Genomic DNA, 21,999 nt, shown 5'->3' with positions numbered 1-21,999 from the left:
CTTCCCATCGGGCGCATTCGGTGGACGGTCCGTTCCAGCGGCGTCAAAGAGGCGATCGAAAGACGTTTTGCCAAACTGCACGAAAAGCTGCATCCTACATTTCACTGTGTTCCTTTCAAGACTTTCAGGCTCCTGCTTCGTGCTCTTGCTTGCCAGCGTTGCCGCCGTCTCGGGGCAAACGCCCGCGCTGCCCTCTGCACCGCAGCCGCATGGCATCGTCGAAGGCGACGTCATTGACGTGGACAACAACCTTGTCCCGAACGCGATCGCCGTGCTGACCGACAACAGCAAGGTGGCAGAGAAGATCGAGGCCAAGGCCGACTCCGCAGGACACTTTGAGATCAAGGGCGTCACGCCCGGCACCTGGACGCTGCGCGTTTTCGCGCCCGACCTGCGACCGTTCGAGGACGGCAAGGTCGTGATGAAGCCCGGCGATCGCGTCATCGAGCAGGGGATCGTGCTGGCCGTCGCTTCGGCCCATGCAGACGTCACCGTGAGCATGACCGTCGAGCAGATCGCCGAGCAGGAGATGCACGACGAAGAGAAGCAGCGCGTGCTGGCGATCTTCCCGAACTTCAACACGAGCTATGTCTGGAACGCGGCGCCGCTGAATGCGCGCCAGAAGTTCCACCTCAGCCTGAAGGCCGTGACCGACCCGGCGGCGTTCCTGACCGCGGGCATCGTCGCGGGCATCGAGCAGGGCAACAACACCTTCCCCGAGTACGGCGGCGATGCGGCAGGCTTCGGCAAGCGCTACGGCGCGGCCTACGGCGATGCCTTCATCGGCCGCATGCTCGGCTATGCGGTCTTCCCGGCGATCTTCCGCCAGGACCCGCGCTACTTCTATATGGGGCCTGGCTCGTCGAACAAGGACCGCGCCGTGCACGCGATCGCCTCCGGCCTCTTCTGCCGCGGCAACAGCGGTCACACGCAGGTGAACTACTCGCATCTGCTCGGCAACTTCTCGGCCGGCGTCATCTCGCGCACGTACCACCCCGATAGCACCAACGCCTGGGGCCTGGCCGCGCGCAACACCGTGATCGGCATCGGCGGCACGGCCGCGGTGAACCTCGTGCGCGAGTTCATCCTGCCGCGCATCTCATCGGGCATCCCGAAGTACGGCCACGGCAAGCCTTCGAAGGAAGCCAGCAAGCAACTGCAGCCGTAGAGGCCGGGGCGGGATTCAATGCCAGGGTTCAGGGTCGGGAGTTTCGCGCCCAGACTCTTCGTCATGAGGATGCGTCCAAAGGGCAGGGACTAGGATTCAGACATGCGCGCACTTCTTCCTCTGGCTCTCTTCGCTTGCACGCTCGCTGCCTCTGCGCAGGAGACGACCCCGACCGCCGAGCAACTCGCGCACCTGCCTCAACCGGAGCTGTACGACCAGCCCCTTGCCACGCGCTTACAGCAGGTTGCCGACCAGGCTCATGCGCTCCGTGCTGACTTGCCCAGCTTCACCTGCAAGGAAGAAGGCGTCTCGCAGGTGCTGCGAAACGACGAGGTCCGCAAGGAGGTCGCCTTCACCGCGACCATTCGTGCCGTCCGCTTGCCCGATGGCCGCATCGAAGAGACGCAGAACCTCGTCACGGTGAACGGCAAGCCCGCGAACAAGCATTCGTCGCTGCCGTACAACGTGCATGATGCGTTCACGCGCGTACTCACCTACGGCTCCGCGCAGTATCAGCCCTGCTATCACTACGAACTCGACCCCAGGGACGCACACCGCATCGTGTTTCATTCGCGGCGACCGTTCAACCTGGCTTGCGGCAACTTTCCCGGCACGGAAGGCCTCATTGTTTTCGATGACGCCGGTCAGGTCATGCATGTCGAGCGCGCGATTCCTCCGGTGGAGTCCGAGGACTGGCCCGTGCCGTTTGCAGCGGTCGATATGGGTACAGTGCAGCTGGGCGAAAAGAGCTATCGTCTCGCGCAGCGGCTCGAAAGCGAGCGTGTTGAAGGCAAGGACACGCTGCGCGAAGACGTGAAGTTTACCGAGTGCAAGCTCTTCACCACGAGCATTCGGCTTCTGCCCGGTGAAGAAGTTCCCGAGGAAAATTCACCGGCTCCGCTGAAGCCGCGATAAGGCCAAAAGTACTGTTGAATCTGCGCGAAACTGCGGGTACCTTTGTAGTCAACCCTCGTTGAGCTCCATACAAAAAATAAAAGCTCCCTAGAAGGAGTGTTTCTTTGAAGTCCTTTCGCGTTTTTCCAGTTCTTTGCTTCTTCCTCCTGCTGCCGGTTTCGAGCATTGCCCGGGCTGCTGACCCAGACAAGCGTGACCCCGCCAGCTACACCACTTCCATCAACGTCGTCGGCTCGGCCGTCGATTACCGCAACAACTTCATCGAGCGTCTGATCGTGGTCGTCAACGGCGACCGTCAGGTGTGGGTCGGCAACGGCTCCAAGCTGCTGAAGCTCGGTGAGTACAAGGCGTTTCCGCTGGAGCGCGCGAAGTCGGGCAAGCCCTACGACGCAGGCCAGCGTTACCGCATCCTGCTGCCGGATGGCTCGAACGAGATGTTCTTCGTCACGGCCATCGGTGAGTCGGTACCGGCGCCGGTCGAACGCTAGATCCATCGGTAGACTCAAATCGTCTTGAGCATCCCGCGAACCAGGTCTCAGGAGCGAGACCTGGGGCACCCGGGTCATGGTCTGGTTTGAAATCTTCACGCGCACGCGCGACTCTTCGAGCGCGCGTGCGTCTGTGTCTGCATGAAGATGCTGAGCTCCATTCTCCCTACGCTGATGTTCGCCGCTCCACTGCTTGCGTATGGCTCCGGCCCGGACAAGAAGAACCCCGCAAGCTATAACCTCCCGGTGCACGTGTTGGGGTCCACTCTCGTTAGCGATCACACGCGCATCGAAATGCGCCTGGTGGTGCTCGTGGGCGGACAGTGTGAGGAATGGTCCGGGTATTCCACGGGCTTCCTCCTGCTGAAGCCCGGAGACTACAAGGCATTCCAAGTGGAGCGTGACAAGCGCGAAAAGGACTACGACGCGGCAGATAACTACGTGCTCCGCTTGCCCAATGGTGATAGCCCGAGCTTCTCTGTACGCTCCGTCGGCAACTCCGTGCAGGGGTGTCCTGCGGAAACGCGGTAGGCGCGAGCCATTCCGGTTACACGATGCATGCTGCACCATCGCGTCTCGAAAATCGAGACCGGCGGGCACCCGATCGTCGTCTGAATCCTCGGCAGACGCGTTACCATCAAAGGAGTGATGCGTTTGCGCACGGCAAATCCGGTGATCCTCTCCCTCGTGGCTCTGCGCCGCGATTTTGCCTAGCTGCGCTCAACCCTGCGCGCACCCCTCTTTCTTTCCAATCTGCAGTACAAAAATCCCTGGGCCTTGGGCCCTGGAACCTGGACCCTCCAAAATGTTTGACAAGCTTGATCAACTCGAAGAACGCTACGAAGACCTCGGCCGCCAGCTCGGCGACCCCGCTCTGCTTTCTGACCAGAAGAAGTTTCAGCAGACCGCCAAGCAGCACCGCGATCTAGAACCCACCGTCGAGAAGTTCCGCGAGTTCCGCCGCGTGAAGCAGGCCATTGAAGACGCGAAGGCGATGCTTGAAGACGCCGACATGCGCGAGATGGCCGAGATGGAACTCGCCGAGCTCGAGCCGAAGCTGCCCATCGTGGAAGAAGAGCTGAAGGTGCTGCTGCTGCCCAAGGACCCGAATGACGACAAGAACATCGTCATCGAAGTCCGCGCCGGCACCGGCGGCGATGAGGCTTCGCTCTTTGCCGCAGAGGTCTTCCGCATGTACCTTCGCTTCGCCGAACAGCACCGCTGGAAGGTGGAAGTGCTCTCCGAATCGCCGAGCGACGTGGGTGGCCTGAAGGAAGTCACGGCCATCTTCGAAGGCGACAAGGTCTACTCGCAGATGAAGTATGAGTCGGGCGTACACCGCGTGCAGCGCGTTCCGGCCACAGAAACGCAGGGCCGCGTGCACACCTCGGCGATCACCGTTGCCGTGCTGCCGGAAGCCGAAGAAGTCGACATCAAGATTGAAAACAAGGACCTGCGCGTCGATACCTTCTGCTCGTCGGGCCCCGGCGGACAGTCGGTAAACACGACCTACTCGGCGATCCGCATCACGCATCTGCCGACGAACACGGTCGTAAGCTGCCAGGATGAAAAGTCGCAGATCAAGAACCGCGAAAAGGCAATGCGCGTACTCCGTGCCCGCCTCTATGAGGTCGAGCAGGAGCGTCTGCACCAGATTCAGGCCGCGGCGCGTAAGTCGCAGGTCGGCTCGGGCGACCGCTCGGAGAAGATTCGCACCTATAACTTCCCGCAGAACCGCCTCACCGATCACCGCATCGGTCTGACCAATCATCAGCTCGCCATGGTGATGGAAGGCCTGCTGCAGCCGACGGTCGACGCGCTCATTGCGCACGATACGGCCGAGCGTTTGAAGGCCGAAAGCGCCGCATAAAGGTCGCAGAAAACGAAACAGCAAAAGGGACATCCGAAGCGGGTGTCCCTTTCGTTTTGCTCGTGGATGGCATGGATTACGCGAGTACCCACTTATTTCGGTTACCGAAAGTTTCTCAAAAAAGGACATCCAGCAGCGCATCCACTGCGTCTTCTATACAGCTGGATAAGTACGGTTTCTAGCCTGCAAGCAAGTCAGCCGGACGAGCACGAGTGGGGCTTTCTATCATTGCGTAACAAAAACGCCAACATAGGCGTTCGGGCCCCCATTCCACCTTTCGCTGAGGTTTTTGTATGGCTTTCTTTACGCAATCCCCCCGACTTATCGCTTCAGGCCTTCTGAAGATGCCCCCGGTCACCGTTTCAACCACCGTCGCGCGCGCCATGACCGAGCGTTGCAACAAGGTGGCCGCACAGCAAAAGAACCGCTAGTGCGTGCTCGCTGGCCGGTACACTGGAATGGCCAGTGAGTATTGAAACCGTTTCCCTTCCGCAACTGAAAATCACGCGCCGCGCCGCAGACCGACTGCGCGCGGGGCACCTTTGGATGTACCGCTCGGACGCTACGCTGCCTGAAGAGGCACCCCGTCCGGGCTCCCTGGTACAGGTCGTCGATGCGCGCCAGGCGCCGCTCGGCACCGCCCTTTTCTCCTCCACCTCGCAGATTATTGGTCGTCTCGTCTCGCACGCGGCAGAGCCGATCTCGCGGGAGCAATATCTCGACGAGCTGAGCGAGCGTATCGATGCGGCCTTTGCGCGCCGCGCGCAGGACGCTCCGATGAGCGATGCGACCAACGCGCAGCGCCTGCTGTTTTCTGAGGCCGACGACACGCCCGGCATCATCGCCGACCGCTATAACGATCTCGTTCTGCTGCAGTTGTTGACGCAGGGCACCGCGCAGGATGATGTCCGCGCGGTCGTCGTCGCCGCGCTGCGCCGCCATCTCGAGGTCGACGGCTCCACGCTCACCATCTGGGAGCGGCCTGACCCGAAGATCCGCGAGCTCGAGCAGTTGAGCGACCCGCCGAACGAAGGCCTGCTCTATACCAACGCCGAGGACAAGCCGAACGCGACGAAGTTCGTGCTGAACGGCCTGAACTTCCACTACTCGATCGCAGCTTCACAGAAGACCGGCGCTTTTCTCGACCAGCGCTTGAATTACGCGGCTGCTGCTGCTCGCGTAAAAGCCAGCGGCAAGACGACACGCGCTCTTGATGTCTGCACGTATCACGGCGGCTTTGCGCTGCATCTGGCCACGGTCTGCGAGCGCGTGACCGGTGTCGATCAGTCGCTTGCGGCGCTGGAAACGGCGGACTGGAACCTCTCCATCAACCCGGAGCTGACCGGCCGCGTGGACTGGATCGAGGCCGATGCGTTCGAGCTGCTGCGCGCCTTTGACATCGCGCATAACCGCCCGGATCCCAAGAACCCGCAGCTTCCGCTGGATGTCGATACGGGTTTTGACGCGATCGTGCTGGATCCTCCGGCGTTTGCGAAGAGCAAGCGAGCTGCCGAAGGTGCGATGCGTGGCTACAAGGAGCTGAACCTGCGCGCCATGCGCCTGCTCAACGCGGGCGGCACGCTGATCACGAACTCCTGCTCGCACCACGTCTCTCTGCAGGACTTTGTAGCGACCGTGACGGCCGCTGCGGCGGACGCTCGTCGGCGTGTACAGATACTCGAGGTGCGTGGAGCGGCCCCAGATCATCCGGAAGTACTTTCTCATCCGGAGTCGGTTTATCTTAAGTCACTCATTTTGCGCGTCAGCTAGTTACTTGGCTGTATCACGACATGATTCCTGTTTGATCCGCCCACACTTCCGGGCGGATTTTTCATTTTGGTGGCAAAATCCACTAACTCGCGCCCCGTCCGCAGATAACCCTGCCGCGCGCGTCATTCCTCGTTGCATTGACCCTTTGCGTTCCCGTTATGGGCACGACACTTCCTTACAAAACCTGACAAATCAATAGCTTCCAAGCCTGCGCGGTGGTTACCGATAGTTCCCGCCATGGTGCGGAGTAGCTATATCGCGGATGTGTCGGTGTGCGAGAGAGTGGTTCTCACAGGGCCCCCCGAACAATCTCATATCTCGCAGGAAGGTGGGAACCATGTTGCGTTCTCTTCCACTTTTTCTGCTCGGGATCGCCGTGTCTGTCTTGTCCGGATGCGGGTTTTCGAGCGACCCGGTAGCGTCAGCCAATATGCCCTTTGAGGGGCGCGTCATGGGCGGCCAGCAGCCGATCACTGGCGCGACCATTGCGGTCTGGCAGGTGGGTACCAGCGGCTACGGAGCGGGCGCCACTAAGATGGCGACCACAACGACCGACAGCACCGGCAGCTTCAGCTTCGCGGCCAACGCGTATACCTGCACCAGTGACAACGCGCCGATGTACATCACCAGCCAGGGCGGAGACGCAGGCGCTGGCACGAACGTGAACGAGATGATCCTTGCGGTGATCGGTCCGTGCACAGCGGCGCGGTCGAGCTACTTCGTGGTGAATGAGGTCTCTACGGCGGCTGCGGCGGTTGCGCTTGCTCCGTTTGCGAGCACCGCGCTGGGCTCCGGCGCCACGCCTCTCATCGGCGCGACCTGCTCGGGCTGCGCCAGCGGTGTCTTCAACGCCGGCCTGGTCGCTGCGATGAACGAGACGATCCCTGCGCTGATCTATCCGGCGACGGGCCAGACTGTGGCTACTCACACTGTCGGCAGCCTCACGGTGACGACCGAGGCAGCGAAGATCAACTCGATCGCCAACACGCTGGCCGCGTGTGTGAACTCGAGCGGGCAGACTTCGACGACCGAGACGAGGACTAACTGCGGCAAGCTCTTCAGCTACACGAACGCGACGAGCGCCTCGACCCGGCCCTACAACACCTGGCAGGCTGCGCTGATGATGGCGCGCTATCCGTACAACAACGTGACGAACCTGTATAACCTCGCGACCACCACGGCCCCGTTCGTGGGTCTGAGCTCCACACCGAATGATTGGACGGTCGCGATCGGCTACGCCTCGACGGCCTTCGGGCTGGGCGTTGATGCGGGCACGAGCTCGTCGATCAGCGTCGATGCTTATGGCAGCGTGTGGTTCCCGACGAACAAGAGCTCCGCCCATGGCGTCGGCTACTTCGATCCGTCGAGCCAGAGCTTTCACGGGCCGTACGCCACGGCCGCCACGCATCCGCAGTATGTGGCGGTGGACAACAAGAGCACGGCGAGCGTCTTTGCGAACGACGGCAGCGCTGCACGCATCGCCAGCACACCGGTGGACTCGCCGGGTGCGGGCACGAGCTATGGCGTCGGCGACAGCACTTCGATCTCCGCGACGGGCCCGCTCTTTGTCGACAACGGCGGGAACGTGTCGGTCTCCGGCGTGAATAGCAGCGCGGCGTACAACTACGTCATGCTCGCGGGAGGATCGTCGATGCAGCGCGCGAGTACTTCGGCCTTCAGCGTCACGCCCACGTCCACGATCGGCTTCGCGGGCAGCATCGCAGATTACGGCTGGGTCGTCGGCACCGGCTCGGGTACGAGTCTGCTGGGGCTGATCGGGAACTGCTACCTGCAATACATCATCGGCGGCAGCCCCTTGAACCTGGGGAGTGTCGTCTCAAGCCTGGCGATGACGTATTCGGTGCTCTTCGGCAGCTGCTCTTCAGGTGGTGTTGCGCTGCTCTACAACAGTGCCAGTTCGTACGACTATCTCTCGTCGTCGAGCTCCGCCAACATGATCTGCAGCTATCGCACCGGGGGTTGCGCGTCGTACAACATCGGGCTGAATGCTCCGATGGGAGTGGCCGTGGACGGCAGCAATCGTCTCTGGATTGCGAACAGCGGCGACGCCTCGCTGAGCGTGTTGCAGATGTCGCTGAGCAGCAGCAACCAGACGACGTACTCCGCCGTGACCTCGAGCTCCTACCAGCATGGAAAAAGTTACGGCGGGACGGCAACCACCCCGTATTCCGTGGCGATCGACGCCAGCGGCAACGTCTGGATGAGCAACGCGGGCTGCACGACGACCGGCTGCTCGGCGGGCGCGTACACGCTCACGGAGGTGGTGGGAGTCGCGACGCCGGTGGTCACGCCATACAGCACGATGGCGGCGACCGCGGCCTTCAGCACCTCCCCCACCCGGTAACCAGTCGGGGAAGGGTCCGCAAAAGGGCGTAACTGCCCCTCGCGTACCCTTTGCCGATCTCGCTAGAGCCGAGGGAGCTACGGTGGAATCGATAAATTCCTTCAAGAAATACGATGTGGCGTCACTTTTTTGATGCTGCTGGACGATTATCGGAAGGTGTCCAGCGGCGTGAAAGCGTGGTTACCTTGCCAGAGCGCGCTGATTGGATGTGATTACTTTCGTGGCAAGATACTTTTGCTAAGTGCTTGAAAACAATGCAGAGCGACTCCGAAGTGCTTTGGCCCAGTGTCAGAACGCTATTAGCCACTTGATTACTGACGTGGATCGGCCCGCGCGTCCGTTGCATAGATCAGCCCTCAAAACTCCGCGACCGTAGAGGAAGTTCGCCTCAGAGCGAACGATTTCTCCCTGCACGTTTTGGGAACTGAAGGCTGATCATGTTCCGTACCGCTCTCTCGATTTTTCTCCTGGGTTTCTCTCTCCTGCTTACCGGCTGCGGCTTCTCGAACGATGCTGTGCCAACCGGTAATTCCGCCATTGAAGGTGTCTTCATGGGCGGCCAACAACCCATCGCAAACTCCACTATCACGGTGTGGCAGGTCGGTACCAGCGGCTACGGCGCTGGCGCTACCAAGATGGCGAGCACGACCACGGACAGCAGCGGCAACTTCAGCTTTGCGTCGAACGCTTACACCTGCACGAGCGCGAATGCGCCGATGTACCTGACGGGCCAGAGCGGCAACGCCGGCGCGGGTACGAACGCGAATATCATGCTGCTGGCCGTCATCGGTCCTTGCACGGCAGGACGTTCGAGCTATCTGGTGCTGAACGAAGTTTCGACGGCCGCTGCAGCGATCGCGCTGGCACCGTACATCACGCCGTCGCTGGGTTCCTCGGCCACGCCACAGATCGGCGCGACCTGCACGAGCTGCGCGAGCGGCACGTTCAACGCCGGCCTCGTTTCGGCGATGAACAACACGATTCCCGCAATGATCTACAAGGCGACCGGCCAGACCGTGGCTACGCATACGACCAACGGCGTGACCGTGACGACGGAAGCAGCGAAGATCAACTCAATCGCCAACACGCTCGCTGCTTGCATCAACACCTCGGGGCAGACCTCGAACACCGAGACGACCACCAACTGCGGCAAGCTCTTCAACTACACGAACGCGACCGGCGCTACGACGCGCCCGTACAACACGCTGCAGGCTGCGCTGATGATGGCGCTCTACCCGTATAAGAACGTGTCGAGCCTCTACAATCTCGCGACCACGACTGCGCCGTTCACGGGCCTCACGGTGGCACCCAACGACTGGACAGTGGCGATCTCGTACACCTCGTCCTCGTTCGGCCTTGGCGTAAACCCAGGTACGGCAACGACGATCGCTGTCGATGCTTCGGGCAGTGTGTGGTTCCCGACGAACAAGTCAACCGCGCATGGCCTGGCGTACTTCGATCCCGATGACCAGACCTTCCACGGTCCCTACGCCACGTCGCTGACGCACCCGGAGACCGTTGTCATCGACAATGACAGCAACTCCTATGTGTTCGGCAACGACACCTCGGCGGGCATCATCGCCGGCACACCGGTACTTTCGCCTACCAGCACAGGAACCAAGTATGCCGTGGGCGATGGCACGACGGTCTCGGCGACCGGTGCGATGTTCGTGGACTACAGCGGCGATGTGGCCTTCTCCGGCGTTAGCAGCGGCTCGTCGTACAACTACGTGCTGCTGCAGGGCGGCACCAGCACAAAGCGCGTGACCAACCAGGCGTGGACATCGACCCCTATGGCTTACATGGGCTTCGCGGGTTCGGGTGCGGACTACGGCTTTATCGGCGCAGGCGGATATGCCAGCAACACCTGCTACGGCGAGTACAACCTCGGCGGCAGCCCCTCGACGAGCAGCTACAGCGGCAGCGCGAACCTCTACACGCAGTCCGGCACAAACTGCATGGCCAGCGGTCTGGCACTCTATTACATCAACAACAATCAGTGGGACTACCTGCTGACGATGAGCAACTCGGCGACGCTCTGCACCTATCGCGCGGGTAACTGCACGGCCTACTCGATCGGCATGAACGCACCGACGTCGATCGCGATCGACAGCAGCAGCCAGCTCTGGATTGCGAACAGCGGTGACGGTTCGCTGAGCACCCTGCAGCTTTCGCTCAGCAGCAACAACACGCCGAACTACACGGCCATTACCTCCAGCGCGTACAAGCACGGCACGCTCTACGGCGGTACCGCGAGCGCACCCTATGCGCTGGCGATCGACGGCAGCGGCAACGTGTGGATGAGCAACGCTGGATGCACGACCACCGGCTGCACGGCGAGCTCCTACACGCTCACCGAGGTCATCGGTGTAGCCAGCCCGGTCGTCACGCCTTACAGCGCGGTGACGCAGTCGGGAGCGTTTACCTCGTTGCCGACGAAGTAACTCGTCAGCAGCGTGGCAACACGGATGGACCGCATGTCAGCCCATGCGGTCCGTTCGCCTTTGAAGCGGAACGAGTAAACTCAAGCTCGATATGGAAGCTGTTTCTACCGCGACTCCGACAGGCTTTGCTTCAACCGACGCTGAGGTAGTGACGCTGCGCCGCGCCACGCACGACGATGCCGCCGCGCTCGCACTGCTGGGCGGTGCGACCTTCCTCGAAGCCTTCACGTGGATGCTGCCCGGCGCGGACATCGTCGCCTTCTGCGCTGAGCAACACACACGCGAAAAGTATGCGGCCTACCTCGCGAAGCCGACCACGCAGATCACGCTCGCTGTCTCGGGCATCGACGCGCCGGTGGGTTACGCGATGCTCACGGCACCTGACACACCTTCCATCGAAACGACCGCGGACGACATCGAGCTGAAGCGGATCTATCTCTTCTCGCGCTTTCGTTCGCACCTCGTCGAGGGCGTGAAAGCGTCGCAGGCGCTGATGGATGCGGCGGTCGCGGATGCGCGGGCGATGGGCGCTAAGCGCCTGCTGTTGGGCACGCACGCGGGCAATGAGCGCGCGGTGCGTTTCTATCGTCGCAACGGGTTTGAGATTGTGGGTACGCGCACGTTTCAGGTCGGTGCCCAGCAGTGCAGCGATTACATTCTGGCGCGGCCACTGTAACGAGGGGATGCGATGAACGCTGAGCGCGCACGCGAGTTTCTGCTGACGTTGCCGCATGTGGTGGAGACGATGCAATGGGGCGACAACCTCGTCTACTGGGTCGGAGACAAGCGGCTGGGTGGCAAGATGTTCGCGCTGGTCGATCTCGCCGGTGAGATGTCGCACGGCGTGGCGTGCTTTGCCGCAGGGCCGGAGCGCTTTCATGAACTGGTGGAGCGCGAGGATGTCTTCCCGGCCCGCTATCTCGCGCGGGCGCACTGGGTCGCAAGCAGACAGTGGAACGCGTTGCGCGACAGTGAGTGGCGCGAAGAGTTCACGGCCGCGCACGCGATCATCTACGAGAAGCTGCCGAAGCGCGTGAAGGGCTGGCTGGAGCTCCCGGCGAAGGAGCAGCAGAAGCTGATCCGTGAACGCGAAGCGAAGGTCTCGGCGAAGGGGTAGATATTGGCTTCCTGATGCATCCTGCAAACCCAGGTCTCAAAGTCGAGACCTGGGGCACCCGGTTCGTGGTGGACTACGAGCACCCGGTTCGTGGTGAGCTACTGGCACCGGTTCGTGGTGGGCCGAGACCTGGGGCACCCGGTTCTTACCTGCGCAAATGTCGGGTGCCCCATATCTGCGCAGCAGATGTGGGAAAGCGAAGAACCCTATCCCGTGGGGCGTTCACTGGTGCTGAAAATGCCGGCGAAGCTTTCGCGATACGCGTAGATCAGCACGAGCTCCAGCACCGCGCACAGGATGCCCGGGCCGATCATCTTGCCGCCGGTGAGAAAGAGGTGGAAGCAGAGGATGTTCACCGTGATGGGGCACAGAATGCAAAGCCCCAGCGGCAGTGTTCCGCCGATCAGCACGAGCACGCCGCCGATCAGTTGACCTGCGCCGACGACCTTCATCCAGCCGGTGCTCATCGCGATCTGATAGTGACCGGGAAGCGAGTCCGGCGGCGGCGCGTGCATGGGCATGAACGGATGCAGGATGTTCGCTCCGAAGAAGACAAACGCCGCTCCGAGCAGGATGCGGCAAATCAGGGTAACGATCTTCATGGTGGGGCTCGCTTTCCGCGCTGCATTGCGCGTGGGATCGTGGAGCGTGAGATAAAAGAACCGGAACGCTTTGATGTCTGGCCGTGAGAACTTCGAGCCAGTGTGAAGGACGCGCATCGTCTGCATCAAGCAGAATTTCGCAGAGGGAAACTGCAATAGACATGGATGGATCGAAGCTCTCGGGCGTTTCGTTTTCTCTTGAAGGTAAGGTCGCGTTGATCTCCGGCGGCTCGCGCGGCATTGGCGCGGCGACGGTGCGGTTGTTTCGTCAGGCAGGAGCGCGTGTGGTGTTCTCGTACCGCCTGCGCGTGGCCGAGGCCGAAGAGTTGGTGAAGGAGTGCGGCGGTAGCGACTACTGCCTCGCCGTGCAGCAGGAGCTTTGCAGCGTCGCCGACGGCCACGCGCTCGTGCACGCGGCGATCACGGCTTTCGGGCGCGTCGATAACCTCATCGTGAACCACGGCATCTGGCCGCCGCATGACCAGCCGATCGAGTCGATGAGCCTGAAGCAGTGGCGCGACACCATGGGGATCAACCTCGACAGCGTCTTTGGCCTGGTCCAGGCTGCTACGGCGCACATGCTCTCGCGCGCGGGCAAGGAGCAGCACGACCCCACGACCGAGCTCGGCGAAGAGCGCTTCGGCACCGGCCTTGCAAAGCCCTCCACGCTCGCGCAGGACGACGCCGATGCGTCGGAGCTGCTTGAAGAGCGCGTGTACTCGGATGACATTCGCTGGCCCGCTTACGAGACGCCGCACAGCACCGGCCCGCTCGGCCACATCGTGCTGGTCGCGTCCACGGCCGCGCAGCGCGGCGAGGCCTTCCACGCCGACTACGCGACCAGCAAGGGCGCGCTGATCTCGCTGACCAAGAGCCTCTCCAGCGAGTTGGCCCCGAAGGGCATCCTCGCCAACTGCGTCGCGCCGGGCTGGGTGGTGACGGAGATGTCAGCTGGAACTCTTGCCGACCCGATCGCGTCCAAGAAAGCATTGAGCTTTATCCCGCTGGGCCGCGCGGCCACGCCGGAGGAGATCGCCGGACCGATCCTGTTCCTTTGCACGAAGTGGGCGGGGTTCATCTCGGGCGAGATCTTCAACGTGAACGGTGGCGCGGTTCTTGTCGGGTAGTTGTTCTTCGGAGTGTTCATGCGTCTTCGTCGTCTGGTATTGGCTGTGGCTTTCGCGTCGTCTTCGTGGCTGATGACGCCGCATCTCTGTGCGCAGGCTTCGGCGATTCCGTCGGCGACGCCGAACCCGCCCGACCAGACCGGTGCCCGCGGTCGCAAGCTGCTCGACCAGATGATCGCTGCGCTCGGCGGTGATGCATGGCTGCATCGCAACACGTGGGCGGAGTACGGCAAGGCCGCCAGCTTTTACAAAGGCCAGCCGAACCCCTACGTCTCAGAGTTCGAGCAATACTTCCGCCTGCGCCCTTACGGGCAGCGTGTAGTCATCGTCTCCAAGCAGGGCGTCTTCATCCCCACGAGCAAGCGCGATGTGGCGGAGGTCTTTACGCCGACTGAAGGCTTCGAGATCACGTACAAGGGCAAGAAGGCGCTTCCGAAGGAGGTCGTCGATGAGTATCGTCTGCGTCGCTCGCACGCGCTCGATGTGCTGGTGCTCGACTGGCTGCCGCAGCCCGGGCTGGTCATCACGTACGACGGCACGGACATCGTCGACCGCAAGCTTGCCGACAAGATTTCGCTGCTGACTGCAAACAACGATGCCGCGTCGATCTATCTCGACGAAGGCACGCATTTACCCATGAGCATCAGCTTCCAGAGCCGCAACGCAACGTACCACGACTTCGACACGTGGACCGAGCAGCTCAACGACTGGCACATCTTCAACGGCATCCAGACGCCGATGACGATCACGCGCCTGAAGAACGGCGACATGGTCTCGCAGCGCTTTCTCACGAAGATTGACTACACAAAGCCGCTGCCGGACGACACGTTTGATCCTGATCGCCCGCTGATGAAGAAGGTCAAGTAGGGCAGTGGCGAGCCGTTAGTGTTCTTGGATTGAAGCGCCCGCGAACTACTAACCACTCACCACTCTTTGATATCCTCACGGGTGATGAGCGAATCTACGACTCCCGAAATTACTGCTGAGAAGCAGACCATGGACATCCTCGAAATCATGTCCATCCTTCCGCATCGCTATCCGTTCCTGCTGATCGACCGCGTGGTCGAGATGGAGCGCAAGCAGCGTATTGTGGCCATCAAGAACGTGACGATGAACGAGCCGCACTTCACCGGCCACTTTCCGGATTACCCGATCATGCCGGGCGTGCTGCAGGTGGAGGCGATGGCGCAGGCCGGCGGCGCGCTGCTGCTCACCGAGATCCCCGACCGCGCCGACAAGCTGATGGTTTTCACCGGTATCGAAGAGGCGAAGTTCCGCCGTCCTGTGACGCCGGGCGATCAGCTTCGCATTGAGGTGACGGTGCTGAACTGGCGTTCGCGCGCGGTGAAGATGGCCGGCGTGATTACGGTCGACGGCAAGCCGGTTTCGGAAGCGACGATCACCTGCCAGCTCGTGCCGCGCCCGCGCAAGACGGAAGCGGCTGCAGAGCCGCAGGCATAGTGCAGGCTGAATGAGCCTGCGCTGCTCTGTCATGGTCGGGTCACACGCCATCACCATGACACCGCGGCGGTACGATCGCAACGATGCAACGCTGCTGCTGTTGATATAGCCTGCAGCAACGATGTTTGAATCTCACCAAGCCACGAGCAACGGTGAGGCAAGAACGGTAGGTCACGGCTTCAGCCGTGACATTGCCCACGAAACACGAACGCGGCTTTAGCCGCTGAGGTAAGAACGGACGATGAGCATCCACGCCACCGCGAGCATTCACCCCACGGCGATCGTTGCCGAAGGCGCGGTCATTGGCGCGGGCACGAAGATCGGCCCGTTCTGCACGGTGGGCGCGAACGTCGTGCTGGGCGAAGAGTGCGAACTCGTCTCGCATGTCGTCCTCGACGGCCACACGACCCTCGGCAATAAGAATCGCATCTACTCCTTCGCGTGCGTGGGCATCTCGCCGCAGGATTTGAAGTACAAGAACGAGCCGACGCAGTTGATCATCGGCGACGGCAACGACATCCGCGAATACGTCACGATCTCGCGTGGCACGGTGGGCGGCGGCGGCATCACGCGCCTCGGCTCAGGCTGCCTGATCATGGCGTACGTGCACATCGGGCATGACTCGGTGATCGGCAACGGCTGCATCCTGCCGAACGGTGCAACGCTCGCGGGCCACGTCACGGTGGAGGACTATGCGGTGCTGAGCGCGAACGCGCCGGTGCATCAGTTCTGCACGATCGGCCGCTACGCGTACATCGGCGGCGGCACAACGATCACGCAGGACGTGCTGCCGTACTCGCTGACGTCGGTCGAACGCAACAACCACGCGTATGGCCTCAACAAGGTCGGCCTGCAGCGCCGCGGCTTCACGCCGGAGCAACTGCGCGAACTACAAACAGCCATGCGCGCGCTCACCAGCGGCAAGTTCAACACGACGCAGGCCTGCGAACAGATCAACGACATGGTGGAGACCGGCGGCGCGGGCGAGCACGTGAAATACCTGCTCGAATTCGTGAAGAAGAGCGAGCGCGGCGTCATTAAGTAAAATTGATGCTATAGCACTGAGTGCTATACTTCTGGCCTGTGCTGAGAGTCTTCAAGAGCCGCGACTTCTCGCGCTTCGCCAAGCGCACCGGCGTCGACGACGCGATGTTGCTCAATGCGGTGGAGCAGATCGAACGCGGTCTGGTCGATGCAGACCTTGGCGGTGGCGTGTACAAACAGCGCGTGGCGAGACCAAAGCAGGGCAAGTCTGGCGGATTCCGTACGATCCTTTTGATGCGTGTGGGCGAACTGATCCTGTTCGTCGATGGATTCGCGAAGAATGAGCGGGCGAATATTTCTCGCACCGAACTCGAAGCGTTCCGTGCGATCGCGAAAGGTCTTCTTTACGACGACGCGAAGCTGCAGGCGGCGATAGAGCGAAAGCTATTGATGGAGGTGAAGCGGTGAAGACGAAGACGGAAAAGTACAAGAGCAAGCGACTGGGCGTCGCGCATCGTTTAGCGAAGGACCTCGACAGCGTTGGCATGATCGATAAGTGGACGATGCGCGAGTTGGACGTTCGCGCGCTCACACCGGTGAAGCCGTTGTCTCCGGCGAAGATCGTTTCGATTCGGCGTCGCGAGAAGGCCAGCCAGGCTGTGTTCGCGTCGATGCTGGGCGTGACGGTGAGTCTGGTTTCGCAGTGGGAGCGCGGCGAGAAGAAGCCAAGCGGGCCCTCGTTGAAGTTGCTGACGCTCGTTGCGAAGAACGGGCTTGATTGGGTCGCATGAGCAAGTCGTTTGCATCGGACGCGAATACGCTGGGCCTAATCGCGGGCAATGGACGCTTTCCGTTTCTGCTGCTCGACGCGGCGCGTGCGCATGGTTTGCGCGTCGTCGTTGCGGCGATCAAGGAAGAGACGGAGCTCGAGATCAACGAGCGCGCTGCGGCGGAGCCGGAGTTTGTGCGCGTGCACTGGCTTTCGCTGGGCGAGTTGTCGAAGCTGATTGAGACCTTTCAGCGCGAGGGCGTGGCGCGTGCAGTGATGGCCGGGCAGGTGAAGCACAAGCAGATCTTCTCGTCGATCCGACCGGATTGGCGGCTCGCGAAGTTGCTGCTGAATCTGCGCACGCGTTCGACGGACATGCTGCTCGGCGCGGTGGCGAAGGTGCTCGAAGATGAAGGCATCATGCTGGTGTCGTCGACGGCGTATCTGGAGCCGATGCTCGCGCCGCAGGGCGTGCTGACGAAGCGCGCGCCGAGTGAAGTTGAGCGTGGTGATATCTCTTATGGCTTGAACGTCGCGCGTGGCATCGCGGGCTTTGATCTGGGGCAGACGGTGGTGATCGCTGCGGGCGCGTGTGTTGCCGTGGAGGCGATGGAGGGTACCGATGCAACGATCCTGCGCGCGGGCGAATTGTTCCGCACGCTGGATGAGGATGCGTCGACGCTCGAGCGCAAGCTGACCGTGGTGAAAGTCGCGAAGCCGAAGCAGGACCTGCGCTTCGATGTGCCGGTGTGTGGCGTGCCGACGATCCGTACGATGATCGCTGCAGGCGCGACGTGCCTGTGCGTCGAGGCAGGGCGCACGTTGCTCTTCGACCGCGAGGCGATGGTCGCGCTGGCGGATGAGCATGGCATCAGCATCGTCGCGGAAGCCTAGCGTTGCTCCGATAGACCACGTCTTCGAAAAGCACGAATGCTGGATGCCCCACGTCACGCTTTGAGACGTGGGAGAGCAAGAACGTTGTCCGCGCCCGACGCTTCGGTCTCCGCGAAGCTCTCTGGAAACACAGGTCTCAGAAGCGAGACCTGGGGCACCCGTTCGAGACTCATCTCTTCAACGGGCGCCCGTTCGAGGATGCCGTGACGGGCGATGTGCGGCTGGGCGTAAAATCTCAGCCAAGGAGAACCTCCCATCATGAAGCACCTCCGCAAGATTGCTGTTGCCTCTGTCCTTTCGGTTGCGTCGCTCGTTGCCTCGGCCGCCACGCTGAGCGAAGGCACGAAGGCACCGAACTTCACGCTGCCGAACCAGGAGAACAAGCCCGTCTCGCTGACCGACTACAAGGGCAAGTGGGTCGTGCTGTACTTCTACCCGAAGGACCAGACCTCGGGCTGCTCGAAGGAAGCGCACAACTTCCAGTCCGACCTGCCGAAGTATGAAGCAGCGAACGCGGTCGTGCTCGGCGTGTCGTTGGACACGGTGGAGAGCCACAAGACCTGGTGCACGAAGGACGGTTTCTCGTTCAAGATGCTCGCCGACCCCGACCACAAGGTCACCGATGCGTACGGCGTGCCGGTGAAGACGATGGGCACGGCCAGCTTTGCGATGCGCGACACGTTCCTGATCTCGCCGGAAGGCAAGGTCGTGAAGGTATGGGAAGTGCATGACATTGCGAACCACTCGAGCGATGTACTCGCGGCGATCGCAGCGGCGAAGAAGTAGGGCGGAGCGGACAGTCGTGAGTGCTTCGCTTACGGTGCGAGCGCCAGGCTTTGACTAACTACTCATCACTCGCAGACGCAAAAGCGCCCGGCCGAAGCCGGGCGCTTTTGCTTGCCTGGGGTTAGAGACTACTTCTTGACCGCAGCCTTCTTGACGGCCTTCTTCGGAGCAGCCTTCTTCGCGACGGCCTTCTTTGCGACAACCTTCTTCGCAACTGCCTTCTTCGCGACAGCCTTCTTCGGAGCTACCTTCTTCGCGACGGCCTTCTTTGCGACAACCTTCTTCGCAACTGCCTTCTTCGCGACAGCCTTCTTCGGAGCAGCCTTCTTCACAGCCTTCTTCGTTGCCAAGGTGATACCTCTCATAGATGATTTTTTAGTGCTGGTGCTCTTGTTGCCTGCCGTCTTTTTCAAGACAGCCTTACCGCCGCGCAGAGCACCGGAGTTCTTCGCGGCAGAACTTGTAATCTTCTTCACAGCCTTCTTCGGCGCGAGCTTCTTGACGACCGCCTTCTTCGTTACGGCCTTCGAAGCGACCTTCTTGGCAGCCTTCTTCGGAGCGGTCTTCTTCGCAGCCTTCTTGGGCGCGGTCTTCTTTGCGGCCTTCTTGGGAGCCGTTTTCTTTGCGGCCTTCTTCGGGGCAGTCTTCTTCGCAGCTTTCTTGGGAGCGGCCTTCTTGGGTGCAGTCTTCTTGGCTGCTTTCTTCGGTGCGACTTTCTTCGCAGCCTTCTTTACTGCGGGAACATCCGCTACCGGCGACTCGATCGTGGTCACAGCAGGTGCGGTTTCCGTCTCGCTGATCGTCGGCTCGAGCGAAGGAGCTTCGGCGGGCGTGTAGCCATCAATCGGGTTCGAAGGTTCGGCGAGCAGTTCAGCTTCTTCAGCATGGTTGCTCGAAGCAGCCGGTGCATCTTCGTCGACGCTTACCGAGCTGTACTCTTCTTCTTCGTCTTCTTCATCGTCATCGATCTTTGCATCGAGATCGTCGTCGTCATCTTCCGGCTCTTCGTCGTAAGCGGCGGCGTACAGCTTGATGGTTTCGTCTTCGAACATCTTTATCCGTCTCCCTGCTGCTATCGCGCGATGCGCGTCCTGCCGATGAAGCTTGTCGTTCGTTCGCATAGTGAACATCAGAGTGTCGATGGCACACTGCACGGAACTGTAGCAACAGGATTACGCTGCGCGCTTTGAAATAGCAAGCACCTTTTTATGTACGCGCGCATTTTCTTGCACGAGTTATCGCACGCCATTCAGTGAGATGGATCGCGGTGTTGTGTTGTTGCTTTAGCGATGCTTCTTCTTTGCGCTGTGTGAAGCACTCTTCGTGCTCGCCTTCGCCGAGGAAGCTTTCGACGAAGAGCCATGCGCCTTCGCGCTCTTCGATGAATGCGAAGAGCCACGCGAGGACGATGCGCTTGCGCGACCATGCGATCGTGACGCACGACGACCACGTGCGCTGCGTCCGCTTGGACCGAGGCGCACAGGCTCGGCAACATACAACGTCTTGCCGCTGCTCACGCTACTCGAAGAGAGATGGTTCCACGTGCGCAGATCATCGACCGTGACACCGAAGCGATCGGCGATAGAGACGAGCGTGTCACCACGGCGTGCGGTGTAACGCTGCACGCCGCGCGGTGCGGAAGCCGCCACCGTCATGGGAATGATGAGCTCGTCGTCGGTCTGCAGCGGCTTCGCTGCGGTCACGTCATTGAGCTCGGCGATCTCATCGGCCTTCGCATGCATCGTCTCTGCGATGCCATCGAGCGTCTCACCCGGACGCACCACATGGAAGCGCCAGCTCGTGCGCTTGTCCTCGGGGATGTCCTTGAGGCGATCGTTGAAGACCTCGGTCGTGCCCGGCGGAATGTGCAGGTCGAAGCCCATGTCCGGCGCGGTCGTCAGGCGCAGCATGGCGGGGTTCAGCGCGACCAGGTCCGCCACTGTTGAGCCGGTGAGGTCTGCCACGAGGCGCAGGTCGATCGCGTAGTCCGTGTGCACGGTGTCGTAGATGACCGGCGGGCTCGGTGGCAGCTTGTTCAGGCCATACTTCTCGGGGTTCTTCGCCATGATGATCGCAGCGAGAATCTGCGGCACGTAAGCGCGCGTTTCTGCGGGCATCGACGCGTGGCGATAGAGGTCCCAGAAGTCGGAGTATCCGGTGCGGCTGACGATGCGCTGCACGTTGCCCGGGCCCCAGTCGTACGAGATCATCGCCAGGTACCAGTCGTTGAAGAGCGAGTAGTACTTCTTGATGTGCTTGGCGTAGGCGCGCGTGCTCTTCTCGGGATCGAAGCGGTAATCGAAGTAGCCGTTGCGGATGAGGCCGTACTCGGGGCCGGTGTAGCTCATGAACTGCCACATGCCGCCTGCGCCGGACTTCGCGTTCATGGCCTGCGGCTGGAAGCCGCTCTCGGCCACGGCGAGGTAGATCAAATCCTGTGGCACGCCTTCTTCACGCAGCACGTTCTGGATGAGCGTGCGGTACTTGCCGAGTCGCTGCATCGACGCCGACATATGCGCGCGGAAGCTGTTGGACTGCGAGAAGACGTTGATGTAACCGGCGACCTGGTCGTTGATGACGAGCGGAAGATCCGAGGTCGTGTTCAATTCGCCTTTCAATTTGGCGACGAGTTCCGGGTTTGGAGCGAAGGTCATCTCCGTGGCGCCGGCGAGCGGTGCGTCTTCGATCGGCTGACTGAAGCCGTTGCCCTGCGCGAGCGCGACCATCTCGAGCGAGTTGATGTCCGAGAGCAGGCGTTCGAAGGCTTCGTTCAGCGTCGGATCGCTCTTGATGTCGATGCCGGAGGAGAGCATGGTGTCGACGGCGTAGTCGAAGTCCTGGCGCGCGGCATCGAGGCGGTTGTTGTTGTAGTTCTGCACGCCGGAGGTGTAGCTGGCCTGCGCGCGTGCGATGATGCTGCCAACTTTGGCGGCACGCTGGTTCGCTTCAGATTGCGACTGCGCGGGGCTCGGCTGCGCTGGCGCTGCGACGGTGGTGGGAGCTTTGCCGTAGGCCGGGATACTGCTTGGCGCGCCGGCTTGCGCGGCATTGTCGGCGGGGCATCCCGTCAGCACGGCGCACAAAGGCGCTACGGCCAGTGCTGTCAAAAACTTTGTCTTCCCCATCAAGCCGCGGCGGTTCTCCTGCATCCTGTCATTGTATGACGCACGGCGGAGCCGATTGGGAGGCAGAGAGTTTCGCTCACCACTGCTCACCACGAACCGGGTGCCCCAGGTCTC

General features: G+C 61.5%; 21 protein-coding genes. 18 read left to right on the top strand and 3 right to left on the bottom strand.

Annotated features, from left to right (window positions below):
- The first annotated feature begins 139 nt into the window (after window positions 1-139).
- The 10 genes from OHL11_RS01200 to OHL11_RS01155 all read left to right on the top strand — a co-directional run bounded on the left by OHL11_RS01200 (window position 140) and on the right by OHL11_RS01155 (window position 12,137).
- Window positions 140-1,168: a carboxypeptidase-like regulatory domain-containing protein gene (locus OHL11_RS01200; protein ID WP_263369646.1), complete on the top strand. Its 1,029-nt coding sequence runs from the start codon at window positions 140-142 to the stop codon at window positions 1,166-1,168.
- Window positions 1,169-1,270: 102 nt separating this feature from the next.
- Window positions 1,271-2,083, top strand: coding sequence for a hypothetical protein (locus OHL11_RS01195; RefSeq protein WP_263369645.1), 813 nt, complete (start codon window positions 1,271-1,273; stop codon window positions 2,081-2,083).
- A gap of 104 nt (window positions 2,084-2,187) precedes the next feature.
- The gene (locus tag OHL11_RS01190) at window positions 2,188-2,571 is read left to right on the top strand and encodes a hypothetical protein (RefSeq protein WP_263369644.1); all 384 of its coding nucleotides are present in this window, start codon (window positions 2,188-2,190) and stop codon (window positions 2,569-2,571) included.
- Window positions 2,572-2,718: 147 nt separating this feature from the next.
- Entirely contained in the window at window positions 2,719-3,102 is a 384-nt protein-coding gene (locus OHL11_RS01185; RefSeq protein ID WP_263369643.1) for a hypothetical protein, read from the top strand.
- Between the two features lie 274 nt (window positions 3,103-3,376).
- Window positions 3,377-4,441, top strand: coding sequence for a peptide chain release factor 1 (gene prfA / locus OHL11_RS01180; protein ID WP_263369642.1), 1,065 nt, complete (start codon window positions 3,377-3,379; stop codon window positions 4,439-4,441).
- 465 nt (window positions 4,442-4,906) lie between these two features.
- Window positions 4,907-6,211: a class I SAM-dependent rRNA methyltransferase gene (locus OHL11_RS01175; RefSeq protein WP_263369641.1), complete on the top strand. Its 1,305-nt coding sequence runs from the start codon at window positions 4,907-4,909 to the stop codon at window positions 6,209-6,211.
- 430 nt (window positions 6,212-6,641) lie between these two features.
- A complete protein-coding gene (locus OHL11_RS01170; RefSeq protein WP_263369640.1) occupies window positions 6,642-8,576 on the top strand; it encodes a hypothetical protein in 1,935 nt (644 codons plus the stop codon).
- A gap of 437 nt (window positions 8,577-9,013) precedes the next feature.
- Window positions 9,014-11,020, top strand: a complete 2,007-nt coding sequence (locus OHL11_RS01165; protein WP_263369639.1) for a transthyretin-like family protein — start codon at window positions 9,014-9,016, stop codon at window positions 11,018-11,020.
- 91 nt (window positions 11,021-11,111) lie between these two features.
- A complete protein-coding gene (locus OHL11_RS01160; protein WP_263369638.1) occupies window positions 11,112-11,696 on the top strand; it encodes a GNAT family N-acetyltransferase in 585 nt (194 codons plus the stop codon).
- Between the two features lie 12 nt (window positions 11,697-11,708).
- Window positions 11,709-12,137 (top strand): MmcQ/YjbR family DNA-binding protein, encoded by a 429-nt coding sequence (locus tag OHL11_RS01155; RefSeq protein ID WP_263369637.1) that lies wholly within the window; start codon window positions 11,709-11,711, stop codon window positions 12,135-12,137.
- A gap of 206 nt (window positions 12,138-12,343) precedes the next feature.
- On the opposite strand, the gene OHL11_RS01150 is transcribed toward OHL11_RS01155, so the two are convergent.
- Window positions 12,344-12,739, bottom strand: a complete 396-nt coding sequence (locus tag OHL11_RS01150; protein WP_263369636.1) for a DoxX family protein — start codon at window positions 12,737-12,739, stop codon at window positions 12,344-12,346.
- 161 nt (window positions 12,740-12,900) lie between these two features.
- Between OHL11_RS01150 and OHL11_RS01145 the strand changes: the two genes are divergently transcribed.
- The 8 genes from OHL11_RS01145 to OHL11_RS01110 all read left to right on the top strand — a co-directional run bounded on the left by OHL11_RS01145 (window position 12,901) and on the right by OHL11_RS01110 (window position 18,760).
- Window positions 12,901-13,866, top strand: coding sequence for an SDR family NAD(P)-dependent oxidoreductase (locus OHL11_RS01145; protein WP_263369635.1), 966 nt, complete (start codon window positions 12,901-12,903; stop codon window positions 13,864-13,866).
- A gap of 18 nt (window positions 13,867-13,884) precedes the next feature.
- A complete protein-coding gene (locus OHL11_RS01140) occupies window positions 13,885-14,733 on the top strand; it encodes a hypothetical protein (protein WP_263369634.1) in 849 nt (282 codons plus the stop codon).
- Window positions 14,734-14,817: 84 nt separating this feature from the next.
- Complete coding sequence (fabZ, locus tag OHL11_RS01135; protein WP_263369633.1) at window positions 14,818-15,327, top strand: 3-hydroxyacyl-ACP dehydratase FabZ; 510 nt, start codon at window positions 14,818-14,820, stop codon at window positions 15,325-15,327.
- 241 nt (window positions 15,328-15,568) lie between these two features.
- Window positions 15,569-16,372 carry an acyl-ACP--UDP-N-acetylglucosamine O-acyltransferase gene (lpxA, locus tag OHL11_RS01130; protein WP_263369632.1) on the top strand — a complete coding sequence of 268 codons (804 nt, stop codon included), beginning with the start codon at window positions 15,569-15,571 and terminating at the stop codon, window positions 16,370-16,372.
- Window positions 16,373-16,410: 38 nt separating this feature from the next.
- Window positions 16,411-16,779: a type II toxin-antitoxin system RelE/ParE family toxin gene (locus OHL11_RS01125; RefSeq protein ID WP_263369631.1), complete on the top strand. Its 369-nt coding sequence runs from the start codon at window positions 16,411-16,413 to the stop codon at window positions 16,777-16,779.
- On the top strand, window positions 16,776-17,102 hold the full coding sequence (locus OHL11_RS01120) for a helix-turn-helix domain-containing protein (RefSeq protein WP_263369630.1): 327 nt from the start codon (window positions 16,776-16,778) through the stop codon (window positions 17,100-17,102). The genes OHL11_RS01125 and OHL11_RS01120 overlap by 4 nt, the downstream gene beginning before the upstream one ends.
- Window positions 17,099-17,974: an LpxI family protein gene (locus OHL11_RS01115; RefSeq protein WP_263369629.1), complete on the top strand. Its 876-nt coding sequence runs from the start codon at window positions 17,099-17,101 to the stop codon at window positions 17,972-17,974. The genes OHL11_RS01120 and OHL11_RS01115 overlap by 4 nt, the downstream gene beginning before the upstream one ends.
- A 258-nt stretch (window positions 17,975-18,232) precedes the next feature.
- On the top strand, window positions 18,233-18,760 hold the full coding sequence (locus OHL11_RS01110; RefSeq protein WP_263369628.1) for a peroxiredoxin: 528 nt from the start codon (window positions 18,233-18,235) through the stop codon (window positions 18,758-18,760).
- Window positions 18,761-18,888: 128 nt separating this feature from the next.
- Here OHL11_RS01110 and OHL11_RS01105 read toward each other — a convergent pair whose 3' ends face one another.
- Both OHL11_RS01105 and OHL11_RS01100 read right to left on the bottom strand, forming a co-directional pair.
- Window positions 18,889-19,812 (bottom strand): hypothetical protein, encoded by a 924-nt coding sequence (locus tag OHL11_RS01105; protein ID WP_263369627.1) that lies wholly within the window; start codon window positions 19,810-19,812, stop codon window positions 18,889-18,891.
- Window positions 19,813-20,043: 231 nt separating this feature from the next.
- Window positions 20,044-21,867, bottom strand: a complete 1,824-nt coding sequence (locus OHL11_RS01100) for a lytic transglycosylase domain-containing protein (protein WP_263369626.1) — start codon at window positions 21,865-21,867, stop codon at window positions 20,044-20,046.
- Window positions 21,868-21,999: the final 132 nt, after the last annotated feature.

This window comes from Granulicella cerasi (assembly GCF_025685575.1).
GTDB classification, from domain to species: Bacteria; Acidobacteriota; Terriglobia; order Terriglobales; family Acidobacteriaceae; genus Granulicella; species Granulicella cerasi.
Note: the sequence above shows the minus strand (reverse complement) of the source record. Positions and strands in the feature narration are given on the sequence as shown.